Below are 22138 nucleotides of genomic sequence, written 5' to 3'. Positions count from 1 at the left end.
TATAGTTAATACTTATTGCTTAATACCTATTACCTAATACTTATTACTTAACAAGATGGGAGATCCTAAAGCTTTTTTAAATATACCTCGGCAAGAGGCGGGATACCGCCCCGTTAGCGAGCGCATCACTGACTATAGTCAGGTAGAACAAACATTGAATACGAACAGCCGTAAATTACAGGCATCACGGTGTATGGATTGCGGAGTACCTTTTTGTCACTGGGCTTGTCCAATAGGCAATAAACAGCCGGAATGGCAGGACGCTTTATTCAAAGGAAAATGGAAAGAAGCGTATGAAGTGCTGTCATCCACTTGCGACTTTCCGGAATTTACAGGACGTATCTGCCCTGCCCTCTGTGAGAAATCCTGTGTACTGAAACTATCCTGTGACCAACCGGTGACTATCCGTGAAAATGAAGCTGCCATTGTAGAAGCCGCCTTCCGTGAAGGATATATACAGGTGCAGCATCCCCAAAGAAACGGCAAAAAAGTAGCAGTTGTCGGTGCCGGTCCGGCCGGATTGGTAGTTGCCAACCAACTGAATCTAAAAGGATACACCGTAACGTTATTCGATAAAGATGAAGCTGCGGGAGGATTATTACGTTTCGGTATTCCAAACTTCAAACTGGACAAAAACGTAATCGACCGCCGCATGAAAATACTTGCCGCAGAAGGTATTCAGTTTGAAATGGGAGTAGAAATAGACGTTAACCATTTGCCGGAAGGATTCGATGCATATTGCATTTGCACGGGTACACCGACTGCCCGTGATTTAAGCATTCCGGGACGGGAGTTGAAAGGAATCCATTTCGCACTGGAAATGCTGGCGCAACAGAACAGGATTCTGGAAGGACAAACTTTCCCCAAAGACAAACTGGTGAATGCCAAAGGCAAAAAAGTGCTTGTGATCGGCGGTGGAGACACCGGTTCGGACTGTATCGGAACCAGTGTACGACAGGGAGCAACCAGCGTCACGCAAATTGAAATTATGCCCAAACCTCCCGTCGGCCACAATCCTTCTACGCCCTGGCCGCAATGGCCGGTAGTTTTCAAAACGACCTCCAGCCATGAAGAAGGTTGTACCCGTCGCTGGTGCCTGACTTCCAATCAGTTTTTGGGTAAGAACGGTAAAGTAACCGGCGTCGAGGTGGAAGAAGTAGAATGGACACCGGCAACAGATGGCGGACGTCCGACCATGAACCTCACAGGGAAGAAAGAAGTAATCGAAGCAGATATGGTGCTGCTGGCCATGGGATTCCTGAAACCGGAACAACCGAAATTTGCAGAAAACGTATTCCTTGCCGGAGATGCAGCTACCGGAGCAAGCCTCGTAGTACGGGCGATGGCAGGAGGACGAAAGGCTGCTGCGGACATAGATCACTATTTGGTGAAGTAACCCTTACAGCAAGGAACACCATGAAGTTTATAGACTATTATTTATTCGTTTGACCTAGGTTGAACGAAACAACAACCTAGGTTGAACTAAAAGATGACCCAGGTCAAACGAAAGGAAAAGCCAGGGAAAACGAATAAATAGTAACGAACCGACTTTTAAAAAACAGAGAATCAACAAATTATATTAACTTCCAAATACTCAAAGTTATGTGTGGAATAGCAGGTATACTCAACATAAAAACTCAAACCAAAGAGCTAAGAGACAAAGCACTGAAAATGGCACAGAAAATCCGTCATCGCGGACCGGACTGGAGCGGTATCTACGTAGGTGGAAGCGCCATTCTGGCACACGAACGCCTCTCGATAGTTGACCCGCAAAGCGGAGGACAGCCCTTATACTCCCCCGACCGGAAACAAGCGCTCGCCGTGAACGGTGAAATCTACAACCATCGGGATATCCGCGCCCGCTATGCCGGACAATATGATTTTCAGACCGGAAGCGACTGTGAAGTGATTCTTGCCCTTTATAAAGATAAAGGCATCCACTTTCTGGAAGAGATCAGCGGAATTTTCGCCTTTGTACTTTATGATGAAGAAAAAGACGAGTTCCTCATTGCACGTGATCCTATCGGAGTCATACCTTTATATATAGGAAAAGACAAGGATGGCAAAATCTACTTCGGCAGTGAACTGAAAGCACTCGAAGGATTCTGTAATGAGTACGAACCATTTCTTCCGGGACATTACTTTTACAGTAAAGAAGGCAAAATGAAGCGTTGGTATACACGCGAATGGACAGACTATGAGTCTGTAAAAGACAATGATGCCAAAGTCAGTGATGTAAAAGAAGCATTGGAAGATGCCGTTCATCGCCAGCTGATGAGTGACGTTCCCTATGGAGTACTTCTTTCAGGTGGTCTGGACAGTTCTGTGATTTCAGCTATCGCCAAAAAATATGCAGCAAAACGTATTGAAACAGACGGAGCAAGTGACGCCTGGTGGCCTCAACTACATTCTTTTGCCATCGGTCTGAAGGGGGCGCCCGATTTGATAAAGGCACGTGAAGTGGCAGAATATATCGGTACGGTTCATCATGAAATCAATTATACGGTTCAGGAAGGGCTGGATGCTATTCGGGATGTTATCTATTTTATCGAGACGTATGATGTGACTACGGTACGTGCCTCCACTCCCATGTATTTACTGGCACGTGTGATCAAATCGATGGGGATCAAAATGGTATTGAGTGGTGAAGGTGCCGATGAAGTTTTCGGCGGTTATCTTTACTTTCACAAAGCTCCCACTCCGAAAGATTTCCATGAGGAAACGGTACGTAAGTTATCAAAACTGCATATGTATGATTGCCTTCGTGCCAATAAGAGTTTATCAGCCTGGGGTGTAGAGGGACGTGTCCCATTTCTGGACAAGGAATTTCTGGATGTAGCGATGGCGTTGAATCCAAAAGCTAAAATGTGCCCCGGAAAGGAGATTGAGAAACGAATTGTACGTGAAGCTTTTGCCGATATGCTACCGGAAAGCGTAGCATGGAGACAAAAAGAGCAGTTCAGTGATGGTGTGGGATATTCGTGGATTGATACCTTAAGAGAGATTACAGCGGCTGCCGTCAGTGATGAACAGATGGAACACGCTGCCGAACGTTTCCCGATTAACACTCCGCTCAACAAGGAAGAATATTACTACCGGAGTATCTTTGAAGAGCATTTTCCGAGTGAAAGCGCAGCCCGCAGCGTACCAAGCGTACCAAGTGTGGCCTGCTCTACAGCAGAAGCGCTGGCATGGGATGTAGCTTTCCGTAACCTGAATGAACCAAGCGGCAGAGCAGTGAGAGGAGTGCATGAAGAAGCCTATGCCGAAGAGGTAAAATAAATTTGTTGAAAAATTTTAGATGTCTGAAATAAACTCATATCTTTGAATATATATTCATCAGTTTGTAAAGTCAGGAATAAAAAGTATAGACTTCTATGCATAAAAAGCTGTCAATTAACGCAGATTAGCATAATAACAGGCTGATCTGTGTTTTATTTTTTATAATTTTGGACTCATAAACTTTTTAAATGTACTATCAATGAAGATAAAAAGAATTATTCTAATGGTTGCCCTTATCATTTCAGTAGCTAGTGCCCAAGCGCAAAAGTCGCAAGTTATCGCCCATCGTGGCTACTGGAAAACAGCAGGTTCTGCGCAAAATAGTATCACAGCACTTCAAAAAGCCGATTCTATCCATTGCTATGGCTCCGAATTTGATGTATGGCTTACCAAAGACAATAAACTGGTTATCAATCATGACCCTGTCTATAAGATGAAATACATGGAGTATTCCAAAGGTGACGCTCTTACAGGATTGAAACTATCGAACGGAGAGAACCTGCCCAGCCTGGAACAGTATCTGGAAGCCGGTAAAAAATGCAATACCAAACTTATATTGGAACTAAAAGCACTTAACAGCAAAAAGCGTGAAACGAAAGCCGTACAGGAAATTCTTGCCTTGGTAACAAAGCTGGGACTGGAAAACCGTATGGAATATATCACTTTCTCACTGCACGCCATGAAAGAGTTTATCCGCCTGGCACCTGCCGGAACTCCGGTATTCTATCTCAACGGCGAGCTATCTCCCAAAGAGCTGAAAGACCTCGGTGCAGCCGGACTCGACTATCACATGGGAGTAATCAAGAAACATCCCGAATGGATCAAAGAAGCCCATGATCTCGGACTGAAAGTCAATGTATGGACTGTAGATAAAGCAGAAGACATGAAGTGGCTCATAGACCAAAAGGTGGATTTCATTACGACCAACGAGCCGACTGTGGCACAGGAAATACTAAAATAGTTACTCTCAGAAAATGTAAAAAGCCGACAGAAACTTTTTGCAAATATTCGATAGATACAAGAAGCACCATTATACATATTTATTTGCTGTATAATGGTGCTTCTTACATAAAATTCAAACAGGACTTATTTAAAATCTTCCAATACCTCTTTCAACTCTCCTATGGTCAACTCTCCTACCTGCCTCCACAATTCATGTCCTTTATGCAACAGAAGGAACGCAGGCACCGTATCTATATTATGAGAATCGGCTACAGTTTTATTTTCCTCGATATTCACGTTAATCAATTCAATGACTCTCCGTTCATAAGTACGGAGCACAGGCCCTATCCATTCATAATGAGGTGACCAGTCGGCATAAAACACAATCAATACCAAATGATCGCTCTGCGCCGCAACTTCCAATTGTTTCTCTATATCCATATTGCTACATTATTATATTTATTAGTGACTAAACAATGCTATAACAAAAAGGTTCTGCAAAACTGCAAACAAGCAATATGATATATAAAAGCGAAAATCACTAGCATATCGACCTATTGTAAAAGCGAAAATTCACATTTTAGATCGAATACAAGGACTGATTTACCCCAAATATTCTTCATATATTATGGAAGGATATGCAAAACAAATCAAGCAAATAACAGTTTATTAATATAAAGGTATGCATAATTTCAATTTATAACAAAACATGGCTTTATTTCCCGCGATTGTAAGATCGTATAAAATAAATAGAGATTAGACATCTTTTCATCAAAAGTTAAATCAAAAAGTCATATCTTTGCATTGTAATAAAACAAAAGGATACAACAACCAATTAATAAAGAACAAAATGACAACCAAGATTAAGTTCACAAAAATGCATGGAGCAGGTAATGACTACATATATGTAGATACTACCCGATATCCGATAGCAGCCCCTGAAAAGAAAGCAATCGAATGGAGCAAGTTTCATACGGGAATTGGAAGTGACGGACTTATATTGATTGGCAGTTCTGACAAAGCAGATTTCAGTATGCGTATATTTAATGCAGATGGTTCGGAAGCAATGATGTGTGGCAATGGAAGCCGTTGTGTAGGCAAGTATGTATACGAATACGGATTAACTGCCAAAAAGGAAATCACGCTTGACACCCGTTCGGGCATTAAGGTTCTGAAATTACATGTAGAAGGAGGAAAGGTGACGGCAGTCACTGTAGATATGGGTAGTCCTCTGGAAACGGAAGCGGTAGATTTCGGCGATCAATTTCCTTTTCAGTCTACCCGGGTATCAATGGGAAACCCGCATCTGGTAACTTTTGTAGAAGATATTACCCAAATCAATCTGCCGGAAATTGGTCCGCAGTTAGAAAATTATCATCTCTTTCCGGACAGGACAAATGTAGAGTTTGCTCAGATCGTAGGTAAAGACACCATTCGGATGAGAGTTTGGGAAAGAGGTTCAGGAATCACCCAGGCCTGTGGAACAGGCGCTTGTGCCACGGCTGTAGCCGCTGTTCTCCATGGATTGGCAGGAAGAAAATGTGATATAATAATGGATGGGGGAACCGTCACCATCGAGTGGGAAGAAGCAACGGGACACATATTAATGACAGGACCGGCAACTAAAGTTTTTGATGGGGAGATGGAGGGATAGGTAATAAGTATTAGGTAATAGGTAACAGGTTTTGCAGAAACTTAAAACAATAACAATATGGCATTAGTAAACGAACATTTTTTGAAATTACCGGGGAGCTATTTGTTCTCGGATATAGCGAAGAAGGTAAATACATTCAAAATAACGCATCCGAAGCAGGATATTATTCGGTTAGGTATCGGAGATGTCACTCAGCCGCTTCCCAAAGCATGTATCGAGGCTATGCACAAAGCAGTGGAAGAGCTGGCAAGTAAAGATACATTTCGCGGATATGGTCCTGAGCAGGGGTACGATTTTTTGATTGAAGCTATTATAAAGAATGATTTCGCTCCACGTGGCATTCATTTCTCACCATCAGAAATATTCGTCAACGACGGAGCCAAAAGTGATACCGGAAATATCGGCGATATCCTTCGCCACGACAATAGTGTCGGTGTAACAGACCCTATTTACCCGGTATATATTGACAGTAACGTCATGTGCGGACGTGCCGGAGTGCTGGAAGAAGGAACAGGCAAATGGAGCAATGTGACTTATATGCCTTGTACAAGTGAGAATGACTTCATTCCGGAGATTCCCGACAAACGGATAGACATTGTTTACCTCTGCTACCCGAACAATCCGACAGGGACGACACTGACCAAACCGGAACTAAAAAAGTGGGTAGACTATGCATTGGCAAATGATACACTGATTTTGTTCGATGCCGCATACGAAGCCTATATTCAGGATGCGGATGTCCCCCACTCCATATACGAAATCAAAGGAGCCAAGAAATGTGCTATTGAGTTCCGCAGTTTCTCAAAGACAGCCGGTTTCACCGGAGTACGTTGCGGATATACCGTAGTCCCGAAAGAACTGACAGCTGCCACACTGGAAGGCGACCGGATTCCACTCAACAAATTATGGAACCGCCGCCAGTGCACTAAATTCAACGGCACTTCGTACATCACACAACGTGCAGCGGAAGCCGTCTACAGTACAGAAGGCAAAGCACAGATTAAAGAAACGATTAACTATTATATGAGCAATGCGAAGATCATGAAGGAAGGACTGGAAGCTACCGGATTGAAAGTATACGGAGGCGTCAATGCTCCATACTTATGGGTGAAAACCCCGAACGGGCTCTCTTCCTGGCGATTCTTCGAACAGATGTTGTATGAAGCCAATGTAGTAGGAACCCCCGGTGTAGGTTTCGGCCCCAGCGGTGAGGGATATATCCGACTGACAGCATTCGGCGATCACAATGATTGTATGGAAGCAATGAGAAGAATAAAGAACTGGCTTTGATAGTATTTTGCGCGCTACTATATAACACTGGACCGTACATCCACATTTTTCTAACTATTAAAGGTAAAAAGACGATGAAAACGACGATTAACAAAAAATTGAGGGGCATAGCAGCAGCGTTATTACTGATCGGCCTTGTGCCATCCAATATGATGGCGCAGGATAAAGTAGAAGCCTCCGTAGGAGCAGACTTGGTAAGTGGTTATATCTGGCGTGGTCAGGATTTAGGCGGAGTCAGCATTCAGCCTTCATTAGGAATCTCTTACAAAGGACTTTCACTCGGAGCATGGGGATCGGTAGGGTTTGAGTCATCGGATACTAAAGAGTTCGATTTGACTCTCGGTTATTCAACCGGTGGTTTCAGCATCTCGGTAACGGATTACTGGTTCAACACTCAGGTACCTACCAACAAGTATTTCAAATATGGCGCTCATTCAACCGCTCATGTATTTGAGGCACAGGTAGGATATGATTTTGGTCCGCTGGCAATCAACTGGTACACGAACTTTGCAGGTGCCGACGGAGTTAAAGAAAACGGGAAAAGGGCTTATTCTTCCTACCTCGCACTTAGTGCACCGTTCAGCCTTGGAGGACTTGACTGGACAGTAGATGTAGGAATGGTACCTTGGGAGACGACTTTTTATAATGGATACACAAGTGGGTTCTGCGTTTCCGACATCAGTCTCGGAGCTGTCAAGGAGATCAGGGTTACTGATTCATTCTCGGTTCCGGCATTTGCCAAAGTATCAGTAAATCCACGTACGGAAGGCGCTTACTTCACATTCGGATTAAGTTTTTAAGAGAGAGAGAGTTTATATAGTCAAAGAGCGTATAGGGAACAGGAAGGTAGTTAGAGTTTAGATTTTATCGGTTTGTTGTATGGTAACCTGCGATGGCTGCCACCTCCCTATACCTCTTCTTTTTACAGGTCAACACTAATATTTAAGGTATATGAAAAAGATTGAAGCTATCATCCGTAAAACCAAATTCGAGGACGTGAAAGACGCTCTGCTCGAAGCGGACATTGAATGGTTCTCTTACTACGATGTAAGAGGGATCGGTAAAGCACGGCAAGGACGTATCTATCGTGGAGTGGTATATGATACCAGCACCATCGAACGTATTCTGGTTTCTATTGTAGTACGCGACAAAAATGCAGAAAAGACCGTACAGGCTATCATCAAAGCCGCACAAACCGGAGAGATCGGTGACGGACGCATTTTCGTCATTCCTATCGAGGACGCCATCCGCATCCGCACCGCCGAACGTGGCGACATCGCTCTCTATAACGCCGAACAGGAACGATAACCGGCAACCGGCAAGGTGCCGGGGCCAGATTTCCTTTCGGATGATAATATTATAAAAACAGGTATTAAATAAGATAATCATTATGGATAAAACATATAAGAGACACAGCTTCACAAAGCTGTGGATAGCCACTGCTATGTTCATTTTCTGCTGTTTCGCAACCAGTGCTTTTGCACAGGAAGCAGTTGATGCAGATACTTTTATGACAACTACGGAGACAATTACTGAAGTCAAAACTACACCTGAAATTGCTGAAACCGCCACTGCTTCTGCCGAAACAACTCCCGATACAATCGGGGAACTGGCATTAGGATTGAATACAGTCTGGATGCTGCTTGCGGCAATGCTCGTATTTTTTATGCAGCCGGGGTTTGCATTGGTTGAGGCGGGTTTTACCAGAGTCAAGAATACCGCCAACATTTTGATGAAGAACTTTGTGGATTTCATGTTTGGTTCCTTGCTCTACTGGTTCATCGGTTTCGGTCTGATGTTTGGTGCGGGAGGTCTCATCGGAATGCCACACTTCTTTGATCTGTCATTCCTCGACAGTGATTTACCCAGAGAAGGATTTCTGGTTTTTCAGACAGTATTCTGCGCAACGGCAGCCACGATTGTATCGGGAGCGATGGCGGAACGCACCAAGTTCTCCATGTATCTGGTCTATACTATCTTTATCAGTGTACTAATTTACCCAATTTCCGGTCACTGGACATGGGGTGGCGGCTGGCTGATGAACGGAGAAGAAGGTTCGTTCATGATGAATCTTTTCGGAACGACATTCCATGACTTTGCAGGTTCAACGATTGTCCACTCCGTTGGTGGTTGGATTGCTTTGGTAGGCGCTGCTATTCTTGGTCCCCGTATCGGTAAATATGGCAAAGACGGTAAGTCAAGAGCTATTCCGGGACACAACCTGACAGTTGCCGCACTGGGTGTATTTATCCTTTGGTTCGGATGGTTCGGATTCAACCCCGGATCACAGTTGGCAGCAAGTACCGAAGCGGATGCAATGGCCATCTCACATGTATTTCTGACAACAAATCTGGCGGCTTGTGCCGGTGGCTTCTTTGCACTGGCGATGAGCTGGATGAAATATGGCAAACCGTCTTTATCACTGACACTGAATGGTGTTTTGGCAGGTTTGGTAGGTATCACAGCCGGATGTGACGCTGTAGCTCCCTCAGGAGCGGTATTAATCGGTGCCATTTGTGGTGTAGTCATGATATTTGCAGTCGACTTTATTGACAAGGTATTGAAGATTGACGATCCTGTCGGTGCTTCTTCCGTACACGGGGTTTGTGGTTTCTTGGGAACAGTGCTCACAGGATTGTTTTCTACCAGTGAAGGGTTGTTCTACGGACATGGAGCCGGCTTTTTGGGTGCCCAGCTTTTCGGTGCGGTTGTTGTCGGAGTCTGGGCGGCAGGTATGGGATTCATTATCTTCAAAGTACTCGACAAGATTCACGGACTTCGCGTTCCGGCACGTGTCGAAGAAGAAGGTCTCGACATCTACGAACACGGAGAATCTGCTTATAACTAAGCTAAAAAAGGAATTTTTACTCTAACATATTTAACAACAAATCAAATTAGGTATTATGTCAAAACTAAGATTCAGAGTCGTAGAGACAGCTTTCAAGAAGAAAGCGGTTGAAGTAGCAACACCTGCCGAACGCCCTTCGGAATACTTCGGTAAGTATGTGTTCAACAAGGAAAAAATGTTCAAGTACCTTCCAAGCAAGGTATACAACGCACTGATTGACGCTATTGACAATGGTGCCCCGCTAGACCGCAGCATCGCTGATGAAGTAGCTGCCGGAATGAAAAAATGGGCTGTCGAAATGGGTGTCACTCATTATACTCACTGGTTTGCACCGCTCACCGAAGGTACGGCAGAAAAGCATGACGCTTTCGTCGAACATGACGGCAAGGGAGGCATGATGGAAGAGTTCACAGGCAAACTGCTGGTACAGCAGGAGCCGGATGCTTCTTCTTTCCCGAACGGCGGTATCCGTAATACTTTCGAAGCACGCGGATATAGCGCATGGGACCCATCATCACCCGCATTTATCGTAGATGATACGCTTTGCATCCCGACTGTATTTATCGCATATACAGGTGAAGCCCTTGATTATAAAGCACCGTTACTGAAAGCTCTGCGTGCCGTAGATAAAGCCGCAACCGCCGTCTGCCACTATTTCAATCCTGAGGTAAAGAAGGTCGTTGCCTATCTGGGATGGGAACAGGAATACTTTCTGGTAGATGAAGGTTTGTATGCCGCACGTCCGGACTTACTTATGACAGGACGCACATTGATGGGACATGACAGTGCCAAGAACCAGCAGTTGGAAGACCACTATTTCGGTGCCATCCCTACCCGTGTGGCCGCATTTATGAAAGACCTTGAAATTGAAGCGTTGAAACTGGGTATTCCTGTAAAGACCCGTCATAACGAGGTAGCTCCGAATCAATTCGAATTAGCTCCTATCTTCGAAGAATGTAACCTGGCAAATGACCATAACCTACTGATCATGTCGTTGATGCGTAAAGTCAGCCGCCGTCACGGTTTCCGTGTATTGCTTCATGAAAAGCCGTTCAAGGGTGTCAACGGTTCCGGCAAGCACAATAACTGGTCACTGGGAACGGATACAGGTATCCTGTTGATGGGACCGGGCAAGACGCCGGAAGATAACCTGCGCTTTGTCACATTTGTAGTGAATACGCTGATGGCAGTTTACCGTCACAACGGATTACTGAAAGCTTCTATTTCCAGCGCTACCAACGCTCATCGCCTGGGAGCCAATGAAGCACCTCCCGCTATCATTTCTTCTTTCCTCGGCAAACAGTTGTCACAGGTATTGGATCATATTGAGAACAGTACCAAAGACGATCTGATCAACCTTAGCGGAAAACAGGGAATGAAGCTGGATATTCCCCAAATCCCCGAATTGCTGATTGATAATACAGACCGCAACCGCACCTCTCCTTTCGCTTTCACCGGAAACCGGTTTGAGTTCCGTGCCGTAGGCTCTGAGGCCAACTGTGCAAGTGCCATGATTGCATTAAACGCTGCCGTAGCAGAACAGCTGATGAAATTCAAAAAGGATGTAGACGCTCTGATCGAAAAGGGAGAACCGAAAGTTTCCGCTATCCTTGAAGTAATTCGCGGATATATCAAAGAATGTAAGGCTATCCACTTCGATGGCAACGGTTACAGCGACGAATGGAAAGTAGAAGCCGCCCGTCGAGGTCTGGACTGTGAAACAAGTGTTCCCGTTATCTTCGACAACTATCTGAAACCGGAGACAATTGCTATGTTCGAAGCAATCGGTGTGATGACGAAAAAGGAACTGGAAGCCCGCAACGAAGTAAAATGGGAAACTTACACGAAAAAGATTCAGATTGAAGCCCGCGTATTAGGCGACCTGGCAATGAACCACATTATTCCGGTCGCTACTCAATATCAGACGGATCTGATTAATAATGTCTATAAAATGCAGTCCTTATTTCCGGCAGATAAAGCAGCCAGACTATCTGCCAAGAATCTGGAACTGATCGAAGAAATCGCCGACCGCACCGCCTTCATCAAAGAACACGTAGATGCAATGATTGAAGCACGAAAAGTGGCGAACAAGATCGAAAGCGAACGCGAAAAAGCGATCGCTTACCACGATACAATCGTTCCGGCACTGGAAGAGATTCGTTACCATATTGACAAGCTGGAACTGATCGTAGACAACCAGATGTGGACACTGCCGAAATACAGAGAACTGTTGTTTGTAAGATAAAAAAGAAATGCTGAATGGAGAATATCTTCATTCAGCATTAAGATAGAAATTATCTATTTCTTTTGTTGGTTGTTTTAAGTTTGCAGGGGAGGGGTACCGTGACGGTAGTCCTCTTCTTTTTTTATTCTATAATCTTAGCATCCTCAATATCCTCATCGTGAGGCGTAACCGGAGTCTTAGGACGACGGCGCGCAAACTTAAACCAGTTGATCAGTTCGGACAGAGAATAAACCAAGCTACTGATACCGATAATAATGAAAGCAGTATTACGTACTCCCGTCGGATTGAACAGCGCAATAACACCTGCGATAAGAATCAATGAAGGCACCAGATAGAAAATCCCCGGAACAGGTGTCCAACGACGGGCCATCGACAAAGAGGCAATCTGCTGCACACCTCCCATGATCAGGATAAAGCCCAAAAGGAACATCAGGACGTCTGCAAAAAACTCAGGCATCACAATCAGCCAAAGTCCGAATAACAAACTGCCGATTCCCTCAATAGGAAAACGGGGAGCCGGTTCATGTTCCGATCTTTTCCGTCCGAAAAAGCTAAAAAGACTGATGACACCGGGAATCAAAAAAGCCACTCCTATCGTAATGACAATATAACTAGCTGCTGTATTCGGCCAAAGTACCAACACCAGACCTATGACAAGCGCAAACAAAATGCGAATCAGAGAGTAATTCATTGTTTTCATATATTCTATATTTTTTAACGAAGTCCATTTCAATACTTTTGCGAATATAAGTGTTTCTATTCACATATAAAAATAACAAACGTAGATTGTAATAAGTTCGTAACAAAATCGTTATAGCCATTACACCTCACTTAGATAATTTTGCAGAAAATTAATAAACAGGTTTTTCATCATGAAATCAAGCGAAACAAAAAAGAAGTGCCCTTATGTAGAACGTGACATCAGCTGGATGTACTTCAATCAGCGTATCCTGCTCGAAGCTGCCCGTCCGGAAGTACCTCTTCTGGAACGCCTGACTTTTCTTGGCATCTATTCCAATAATCTGGATGAGTTTTTCCGCGTCCGCGTAGCTACGCTGAACCGGATCATCGAATATGCAGATAAAAACATACAGAAAGAACAAGAAACGGCTACACGCACACTGAAGCAGATAAGCAAACTACACAACCGCTTCTACGAACAATTTGAAGAAACTTTCGCTTCCATCATGGAAGAACTGAAGAAGGAAAACATCTGCGTCATCAAAGACACCGAAATGACGGATGACCAAAAGACATTTATCACCTCCTTCTATCGCAATAAACTGAATGGCTCCACCACCCCTCTTTTCCTCAACGGAGCCCGACCGCTGGACGACCAGACTGACGAAGATATTTATCTCGCCATCCGCCTGCTTCGTAAAGACGAAACAGGAAAAATAAAAGAGAAAGATTATGCAGTGATCGAATTGCCCACCGAAGAATACGGTCGTTTTATCCAATTGCCGGACTCGGAGGGGAAAACATATCTGATGTTTCTCGATGATGTGATCCGCTATTGTCTGCCGTTGATTTTTGTCGGCATGAAATATACGGATTACGAGGCATATACCTTTAAATTCACCAAAGACGCGGAAATGGAGATAGACAGCGACCTGCGGACAGGCGTACTTCAGAAGATTTCAAAAGGAGTGAAAAGCCGGAAGAGAGGAGAACCGATTCGATTCGTTTATGACGAACAGATTCCCAAAGATTTACTGAAAAGATTAGTTGACCGGCTGAATGTGGATAAAAACGACACCCGTGTGGCAGGAGGACGCTATCATAACTTCAAAGACTTGATGAAATTTCCGGTGTGCGGTCGCTACGACTTAAAGTATCCCGTCTGGGAACCGGTTTTCAAGCCCGAACTAAACGGCAAAGAAAGCCTGCTCACATTGATTCGTCAGAAGGACCGCTCCCTGCATTATCCATTCCATAGCTTCGATACTTTCATCCGCGTACTTCGTGAAGCAGCCATCAGCAAAGAAGTAAAAAGTATCAAGATGACACTTTACCGGCTCGCTAAAGAATCAAAAGTGATCAAAGCACTGATCTGCGCAGCCAAAAACGGGAAGAAAGTAACGGTGGTCATCGAACTACTGGCACGTTTCGACGAAGCATCCAACATCAACTGGAGCAAAAGAATGCAGGACGCAGGCATCCACGTTATCTTCGGAGTGGAGGGACTGAAGATTCATTCCAAACTGGTACATATCGGTACCCGTCACGGAGACATTGCCTGCATCAGCACAGGAAACTTTCATGAAGGAAACGCACGTATGTATACCGATTATACCATCATGACCGCCCATCGTCCGCTGGTACGAGAAGTGAATGCCGTTTTCGACTTTATTGAGAAACCATACACTCCCGTCAATTTCAAAGAATTACTGGTTTCACCCAACGATATGCGCAAACGTCTGATTGCTCTCATCAGCAAGGAAATAAAGAACAAGGAACAAGGGAAAGAAGCCTATATTCTGGCAAAAGTAAACCATATTACCGACCGTGCGCTTATAGAAAAACTCTACGAAGCCTCGACGGCCGGAGTTCAAGTGGAACTGGTAGTACGCGGCAACTGTTCGCTGGTGACAGGCATCGCAGGTATCAGTGAAAATATCCATATCAACGGTATTATCGACCGATATCTTGAACACTCCCGTATCTTTATCTTTGCCAATGGCGGAGAAGAAAAATATTATATCGGTTCTGCCGACTGGATGCCCCGCAACCTTGATAACCGGATCGAAGTACTGGCTCCGGTGTACGACAAAGAAATACAGGCAGACTTAAAACGAATTGTCTGCTACGGATATCGGGATACGGCCAAAGGACGTATCGTAGACGGGACCGGAGAAAACCGACCTTGGGAAAACCGACCTTCCACACTCTGCAAAGACTTCACTCCTGCCCTTGCCGAAGCAGAGACAGCCACTGTCGTTTTCCGTTCGCAAGAAGAATTATATAGAAAATACAAGAATACATTATGATAAGTATGAAGAAAGTTAATTATGCAGCTATCGACATAGGTTCGAATGCCGTGCGGCTATTGATAAAATGCGTAAACGAAGAAAACGCTCCCGAATTAATGAGCAAGGTACAACTCATCCGCATTCCCTTACGACTGGGAGAAGATGCTTTTACCATGGGAGTTATTTCTGCTGAAAAAGAAAAGAAACTGATCCGGCTGATGAAAGCCTACAAACAGTTGATGAAGATATATGACGTAGTAGATTACCGTGCCTGTGCTACGTCCGCCATGCGTGACGCACGCAACGGAAAGGACATCGCCCGACAAATAGCCAGGAAAACTGGTATCCGCGTAGATATCATCGACGGACAAGAAGAAGCACACATTGTATATGACAACCATATCGAGCAACTTTTTGCTTCCGGACAAAACTACCTGTATGTAGATGTCGGCGGTGGCAGCACCGAGATTAATCTGATCAGTAACGGAGAACTGAAAAATTCCCGTTCATACAATATCGGAACGGTTCGCATGCTCAGCGGCATGGTGAAAGAAGAAGAAAAAGAGGCTTTACGCACCGACCTCATAGGGCTTGCCGCGGAATACGCGCCTACCAGCATCATCGGTTCGGGAGGAAACATCAATAAGCTTTTCCGTCTGGCAGACAAGAAAGACAAAAAGGCTTCTCTCCTACCCGTCGAATCGCTACGTGAAATTTACGAAGCATTGCAAGCTCTTCCTGCCGAGCAACGTATCAAACAGTATAAGCTAAAACCTGATCGGGCTGATGTCATCGTTCCGGCTGCGGAGATATTTCTGGAAGTAGCTATGAATGTGAAAGCTACCGGAATCATTGTACCTACCATCGGACTGTCCGACGGAATTATCGACAGCCTGTACACTCAGAAGATGAATACACCTGTCGCACCAAAGGTTCAATAAATAGATAAAAGGCTCCTGATATCCGAATGATAAGTCATTTGCATCAGGAGCCTTTTTCTATAAATTCCATCTTTCTTCATGTATAAAATGACATTCTGAAAGATAAGTATGTTTTTGACAGTTTGTAATTCGTAATGCATCAAGAAGGGCTTCTTTAGCCGGTCATACTACTATTGATATTTTTTCGCGATTGTTGGGCAACTAGCATATATCAAAAAATCAGCATTTACATCCAATTCAGCACTTATTAATATATTATACTCTACTTATATATCTACATGATTATATTTTCATCAGTTCTGTTTATTTTCAACATTAGCCATCTAAACTTTCCAAAGAGCGAAATAGAAAACAGAGAAGGTCAAAAGTATTAAATAAAGACAGTTTTATCGGTATAATGACACTATAGCAATGGTTTACTTACATCATACCTACCTTTTAGTGACACCATCTGCATCTTTTGGTTACTTCATCCGCATCTTTTTCACAAACAATACGGTGTTTTTCACCGAATCATACGGTCATTTCATGCAAATCAACCGTATATTTGCGATAATTCAACCACCTTTCCAAGCTAACAGAAGATTATTAAAAAACAGGCAGGAAAGCAAATCGGATCTTTCTACAAACAAATGACAGAAGAAAGACTTATCACCGAACATTATGATAAAAGCAATCATCTATTGATATAATAACAACTGCCCTGTAATCTGATATCAGACTACAAGGCAGTTGCTAAAACGTTATACTAATTCCCTTCTATCTGTCAGAATGGGAAAATCAGAGGCAGCACCAATATCATCACAATTCCCATGATAATCTGCAACGGTAATCCTACTTTTATATAATCCATAAAAGTATATTGTCCGGCAGGCATCACCAGCGCATTAGGCGGTGTAGAGAACGGAGAAGCGAAACACATACTTGCACCCACCGTCACGGCAAACAGGAAAGGAACCGGACTAACTCCGATCTGCATAGCACTTTGCAAAGCAATCGGTGCAAGCAAGACAGCAGTAGCGGTATTACTGATAAACATAGTCATCAATGATGTCGTAAAATAAATACCAGCCATCAATGCTATCGGTCCGTAAGATCCAAGCCCACTTACCAAAGTATTGGAGATGTACTCCGAAGCGCCTGTTTTCTCTAATGCCAAAGACATAGGAAGCATAGCCGCAATCAATACAATACTTTCCCAGTTGATTGTTTTGTAAGCTGCTTCCACATTACGGAAACATCCCGTCAAAACCATCAGGATACCTGCTATCATAACGGCCGTAACAGGTGCAACCGGAATAAAATCGAATACCATCATTGCTACCATCAATACCATGATAGCAGCAGCAACAGGTGCTTTATAGTCCAAAGTTACTTTAGCCGCTTCTGCCAAAGGCTGTCCCAACACTACCCAATCCGAATCTTCCTTACTAAGCCGGGCAATATTACTCCAAGTTCCCTGCACTAAAAGCACATCACCACTATGAATCCGCTCATTTCCCAAATCCTGCAACAGATATTCCTTTTTACGACGGATACCTAATACATTCACATTAAACTTATCACGGAATCCGGACTCTTTAATGGTCTGATTGACTAGATTGGAAGCAGGCATCAATACAATTTCGGCAATACCGATATCATAAAAATCAAGCGAATTAGTAGTGCTTTTCGTCTCTTCCGTAGCATGATCATCCAATATATCCAGCAGATAATCTTCGGCAAATTGCTGCACTTTATCAAATTCTCCCGTCACATACAGAATATCTTCCGCTTCCAGCATAGTATCCGGTTCGGCAAGTTTCTGAGTAATAGTCTTCAGAAAACGGTGCTGCGAAGCATCTCCACGACGGACTTCCATAATATTAAGTCCATATTTACGACGAATATCCAGATCGAGGATGGTCTTTCCCAAAAGGCGGGAGTCTTTAATCACCTGCATACGGAACAGATTACTGGAAAGACCATATTCATTCACCAACTGTTTCAGCGACTTACCCGAACGGCTGTTATCATCTTTCTGCCCTTTTTTAGAAAGAAACCACTTACTAAGCGGCATCAGAACCAGCGTACCGACAGCCACACTCACCAAACCTACAGGCAGGAAAGTAAAGAAAGAAAGCGGTTCGAAGCCTGCGGAAGTCAATGTGTTTTGTATGACAAGGTTGGGCGGTGTACCAATCAGCGTCATCATACCTCCCATACTACTGGCAAAGGCCAACGGCATCAGCAACCGACTCGGATTCATTTTGGCGCTCATCGCCAGACTGACCACAATGGGAAGCATCAGTGCCACCGTTCCGGTATTACTGACAAACGCACCGATAGCGGAAGTGACCAACATAACAAGGAAGAACAGGCGAATTTCACTGTTTCCAGCAAGTTTAAGGATACGCGAACTTATCATTTTTGCCAGTCCTGTCTGAAAAATAGCTCCGCCCACGACAAACAATCCGATCATCATAATGACTACCGAATTGGAGAAACCGGAAAGGGCTTCGTCGGGTGTTAATATCTGAAAGATAAGCAAAGCTACTAACGCACATAGTGCCACAAGATCCGAACGTATCTTACCGTTTACAAAAAAGATAGCCGAAAGAACGAGAATGATAATGGTTATCAACATAAGCTAAAAATAAAATGATTGTTTTATCCTGAATGTATCAAAGATTTATTTTGGAGGAGCAAAATTAAAAAATACTTTGCCGTTATAAAAACAAATTAGAATTGTTTTTGGTTCATGGGACATCATTTAATATTTTAATACATTCTTACTCTTTACGAAAATACGTTCCATCAAAAACATTTTAAAACCGAACCGGAAATAGAAGGCACCAAAGTTCTACTAATCAGTAAAGGTATTCTTTTCAGAAGAGTTTTATAAGGCTGATAAACAATATATTTCAGAAATTTCCTTTGTGAATTACAAAAAATGCATATATTTACCACAGATTTAGTACAAACATAAATTATGGCAAACAATATACTATCCGTTATATGGATTACAGACCAGCATTGGAGTTATTATTATTTACTAATAGGCTTTTTACTCCTGATCATCTGCTTTTTATTATACAGACTACGACAACTTAAAAAGAATATAGGAAAAGAACAGGATTACTATCATTCTTTATTCGATATACTCGATAACCTCCCTTTCCCTATTATGGTAAAAGATATCCAGAATAGTTTCCGATACTATTACTGGAACAAAGAATCCGAACTGCAATCCGGCATTAAGCGGGAAGAAGCAATAGGATGCACAGACTACGAAATCTATGGAGAAGAACGGGGCAGAAAATACCGTGATGTGGATGAATCACTTGTGCAGGCAGACAAGATATACCGGGCAGAAGAAAGCTACAGCACAGTGGACGGAGCAGTACATGATACAATTGCCGTAAAATCGATTATCAAATGGAAGGAAAAGAAAAAATGGCTGTTAGTGACCCGATGGGACATCACCCGGCTAAAGACTTACGAACGAGAACTGATTGCCGCCAAAGAAGAACTGGAAAAAGCGCTGAACAAACAAAAGCTAGCTTTGAAGAGCGTCAACTTCGGGCTCATTTATATCGACAAAAACTATCTGGTACAATGGGAAGAAACGACGCAAATTGCCAGCCTCGTGAAAGGAAGGCATTATACACCGGGACAAATCTGCTACAAAACAAGTGCACTCCGGGATACTCCATGCGAACAATGCGCCTTTCAGAAAGCGATTGAACAAGGAAAAATCATACGCCATACTATCCAGATAGATCAGGTAGACTTTGAAGTGACAGCTACTCCGGTTTATGATAATGAAGGAATAGAAATCATCGGCGGTCTGTTGCGCTTCGAAGACATCACCGAAAAGGTGAAAATGGACAAGATGCTACAGGAAGCAAAAGAAAAAGCAGAAGAATCAAACCGTCTGAAATCAGCTTTCCTTGCCAACATGAGTCACGAGATACGTACTCCGTTGAATGCGATTATTGGATTCTCTGACATGATTTGCCAACGGGTGAAGAGGAAGAGAAACAGGAATACATGAAGATAGTGTCCAGTAACAATGAGTTGTTACTGCAATTGATAGATGATATTCTCGATCTTTCCAAAATCGAAGCCGGAACGATGGAATTTAGCCTCGCCCCTACCGATATCAATGATCTGATGGAAGGTATTTGCAGGCAAATGCAAGAGAAAAACACTTCTCCCGACGTGGCGATCACCTTCACGGAGAAAGCGGAAGAATGTATTCTCAACACAGACCGCGTACGTCTTTCGCAAGTAATCATCAACTTCACAAACAATGCGATGAAGTTCACTCCGAAAGGTTCCATCCAAATGGGATATCGGATTGACGAAGCAAAAGATGAAATCTACTTCTATGTAAAAGACACGGGCATTGGGATTCCGGAGGATAAAATAAACGAGGTATTCGAACGTTTCGTCAAGCTGAATACATTCGCAAAAGGTACGGGACTCGGTCTGGCTATCTGCCGGGTGATCGTAGAGCGCTTAGGCGGCACTATCGGAGCAGATTCTAAAGAAGGAGAAGGTTCGTGCTTTTGGCTCAGACTTCCGATAACCCAAAAATCAAATAATTAACTGTAAATGGCTGTACACACTAATTCATACTTGTACAGTTTTACTCCTTTCTGTTTAGGAATGAACTAAACAGTAGTACACAATAGTAACTCCATTCTCCTCCTTCGGGAAGGAGGAGAATGAAAGATAGAACCGACTATTATTTAGTTCAAAACAGTGTCAAAAGAAGCGATCAGAGGGCAGCCTCCAATATTTTACGGGCAACGGCTCCTGTCACATTCTCATTTTCTCCATACTTGGCACCACGTTCATTAAACCGGCGTTCAATTTCCAAAACGGTTTCTTCACCGATATTTTCTTCATGCAGACGAGTAGTCAAGCCCAATGAACGGAAAAACTCTTCAGTACGATCAATTGCTTCATCAATGCGTTCTTCTTTCGTTCCGGAAGTAATTCCCCATACTCTTTCACCGTATTGCACCAACTTGTCTCCTTTCGCTTCCCGAAGGACACGTAAAGTTGCCGGGAGAATAATCACCAGCGTATGCCCATGTGTCAGTCCATGCAATGCAGTGATTTCATGACCGATCATGTGAGTCGCCCAGTCCTGAGACACTCCCATTGCAATGAAGCCATTCAATGCCATTGTTGCAGAAAGCATGAAATCTGCCATAAGCTGATAATCATGCTGGTTCTCACGAATCTTTGGAGCTATTTCTACCAGAGTTTGCAGGATACCTTCCGCCCAACGGTCCATCACACGGCTTTGTCCGGCAACTGTCATGTATTGTTCCATCACATGAACGAATGTATCCGCCAATCCGCACGCCACCTGATGAGGAGGTAGAGTAAAGGTTACTTCCGGATCAAGAATAGAGAACAATGGGAAATTGGAATAAAAAGGATATTTTTCCTTAGTTTCGTGACGGGAGATGACAGCTCCGTTATTCATTTCCGAACCTGTGGCAGGAAGTGTCAATACGGTAGAAAGCGGCACAGTCTTGGTAACCGGACGTCCGGCAAGTACCAAATCCCATGCATCACCGTCATATAACAAACCTGCGGAAATCAATTTCGTACCATCAATCACAGAACCACCGCCTACAGCCAATAGATAATCGACTTTCTGCTCCTTGCCCAAAGCAATCGCCTTGCGAAGCGTTTCGATGGCCGGATTAGGCTCGATGCCCCAAAACTCTATTGTAAAATGGTCTTTAAGCGCTTCTTTTACCTGATCATACACACCATTCTTTTTCACGCTGCCTCCGCCAAAAGTTATCATGATACGTTTGTCGGATGGTATTTCTTTGCTCAACCGGGCAATCATTCCATGCCCCATAATCAGCTTTACGGGATTCTGAAAGATAAAATTTTCCATATCTGTCTATTGTTGTTATTTTGGTTATTAGTTACTAACCTTGCAAATATACG

15 protein-coding genes and 1 pseudogene are annotated in these 22138 nt (G+C 43.6%); 12 read left to right on the top strand and 4 right to left on the bottom strand.

Annotation, left to right across the window (positions count from 1 at the left end):
• Positions 1–55: 55 nt before the first annotated feature.
• From BT_RS02705 to BT_RS02695, 3 genes are all read left to right on the top strand, one after another.
• Positions 56–1396 carry a glutamate synthase subunit beta gene (locus BT_RS02705; protein ID WP_008763133.1) on the top strand — a complete coding sequence of 447 codons (1341 nt, stop codon included), beginning with the start codon at positions 56–58 and terminating at the stop codon, positions 1394–1396.
• Positions 1397–1602: 206 nt separating this feature from the next.
• A complete protein-coding gene (asnB, locus tag BT_RS02700; RefSeq protein ID WP_011107317.1) occupies positions 1603–3282 on the top strand; it encodes an asparagine synthase B in 1680 nt (559 codons plus the stop codon).
• Between the two features lie 223 nt (positions 3283–3505).
• Positions 3506–4243, top strand: a complete 738-nt coding sequence (locus tag BT_RS02695; RefSeq protein WP_011107316.1) for a glycerophosphodiester phosphodiesterase — start codon at positions 3506–3508, stop codon at positions 4241–4243.
• A gap of 125 nt (positions 4244–4368) precedes the next feature.
• Here BT_RS02695 and BT_RS02690 read toward each other — a convergent pair whose 3' ends face one another.
• A complete protein-coding gene (locus BT_RS02690; protein ID WP_008763130.1) occupies positions 4369–4665 on the bottom strand; it encodes a thioredoxin family protein in 297 nt (98 codons plus the stop codon).
• Between the two features lie 409 nt (positions 4666–5074).
• Here BT_RS02690 and dapF point away from each other — a divergent pair, with 409 nt between their 5' ends.
• The 6 genes from dapF to BT_RS02660 all read left to right on the top strand — a co-directional run bounded on the left by dapF (position 5075) and on the right by BT_RS02660 (position 12261).
• Positions 5075–5878, top strand: a complete 804-nt coding sequence (gene dapF / locus BT_RS02685) for a diaminopimelate epimerase (RefSeq protein ID WP_008765061.1) — start codon at positions 5075–5077, stop codon at positions 5876–5878.
• Positions 5879–5935: 57 nt separating this feature from the next.
• On the top strand, positions 5936–7168 hold the full coding sequence (locus BT_RS02680; RefSeq protein ID WP_008765060.1) for an LL-diaminopimelate aminotransferase: 1233 nt from the start codon (positions 5936–5938) through the stop codon (positions 7166–7168).
• Positions 7169–7242: 74 nt separating this feature from the next.
• Entirely contained in the window at positions 7243–7968 is a 726-nt protein-coding gene (locus BT_RS02675) for a hypothetical protein (RefSeq protein WP_008763127.1), read from the top strand.
• A gap of 151 nt (positions 7969–8119) precedes the next feature.
• Complete coding sequence (locus BT_RS02670) at positions 8120–8476, top strand: P-II family nitrogen regulator (protein ID WP_008763126.1); 357 nt, start codon at positions 8120–8122, stop codon at positions 8474–8476.
• A gap of 82 nt (positions 8477–8558) precedes the next feature.
• On the top strand, positions 8559–10016 hold the full coding sequence (locus BT_RS02665) for an ammonium transporter (protein WP_008765058.1): 1458 nt from the start codon (positions 8559–8561) through the stop codon (positions 10014–10016).
• 55 nt (positions 10017–10071) lie between these two features.
• Positions 10072–12261, top strand: coding sequence for a glutamine synthetase III (locus tag BT_RS02660; RefSeq protein ID WP_008765057.1), 2190 nt, complete (start codon positions 10072–10074; stop codon positions 12259–12261).
• A gap of 121 nt (positions 12262–12382) precedes the next feature.
• Here BT_RS02660 and BT_RS02655 read toward each other — a convergent pair whose 3' ends face one another.
• Positions 12383–12961: an HdeD family acid-resistance protein gene (locus tag BT_RS02655; RefSeq protein ID WP_008763102.1), complete on the bottom strand. Its 579-nt coding sequence runs from the start codon at positions 12959–12961 to the stop codon at positions 12383–12385.
• A gap of 172 nt (positions 12962–13133) precedes the next feature.
• Between BT_RS02655 and BT_RS02650 the strand changes: the two genes are divergently transcribed.
• Positions 13134–15251: an RNA degradosome polyphosphate kinase gene (locus tag BT_RS02650; protein WP_011107315.1), complete on the top strand. Its 2118-nt coding sequence runs from the start codon at positions 13134–13136 to the stop codon at positions 15249–15251.
• On the top strand, positions 15248–16174 hold the full coding sequence (locus BT_RS02645; protein WP_061473548.1) for an exopolyphosphatase: 927 nt from the start codon (positions 15248–15250) through the stop codon (positions 16172–16174). The genes BT_RS02650 and BT_RS02645 overlap by 4 nt, the downstream gene beginning before the upstream one ends.
• A gap of 766 nt (positions 16175–16940) precedes the next feature.
• Here BT_RS02645 and BT_RS02640 read toward each other — a convergent pair.
• Complete coding sequence (locus BT_RS02640) at positions 16941–18800, bottom strand: SLC13 family permease (protein ID WP_011107313.1); 1860 nt, start codon at positions 18798–18800, stop codon at positions 16941–16943.
• Between the two features lie 345 nt (positions 18801–19145).
• Between BT_RS02640 and BT_RS02635 the strand changes: the two are divergent.
• Positions 19146–20767: pseudogene (locus BT_RS02635) on the top strand (ATP-binding protein).
• Between the two features lie 172 nt (positions 20768–20939).
• On the opposite strand, the gene BT_RS02630 reads toward BT_RS02635, so the two are convergent.
• Positions 20940–22085 (bottom strand): iron-containing alcohol dehydrogenase, encoded by a 1146-nt coding sequence (locus BT_RS02630; RefSeq protein ID WP_008763097.1) that lies wholly within the window; start codon positions 22083–22085, stop codon positions 20940–20942.
• Positions 22086–22138: the final 53 nt, after the last annotated feature.

The sequence above is a fragment of the Bacteroides thetaiotaomicron VPI-5482 genome, assembly GCF_000011065.1.
GTDB lineage: Bacteria > Bacteroidota > Bacteroidia > Bacteroidales > Bacteroidaceae > Bacteroides > Bacteroides thetaiotaomicron.
Note: the sequence above shows the minus strand (reverse complement) of the source record. Positions and strands in the feature narration are given on the sequence as shown.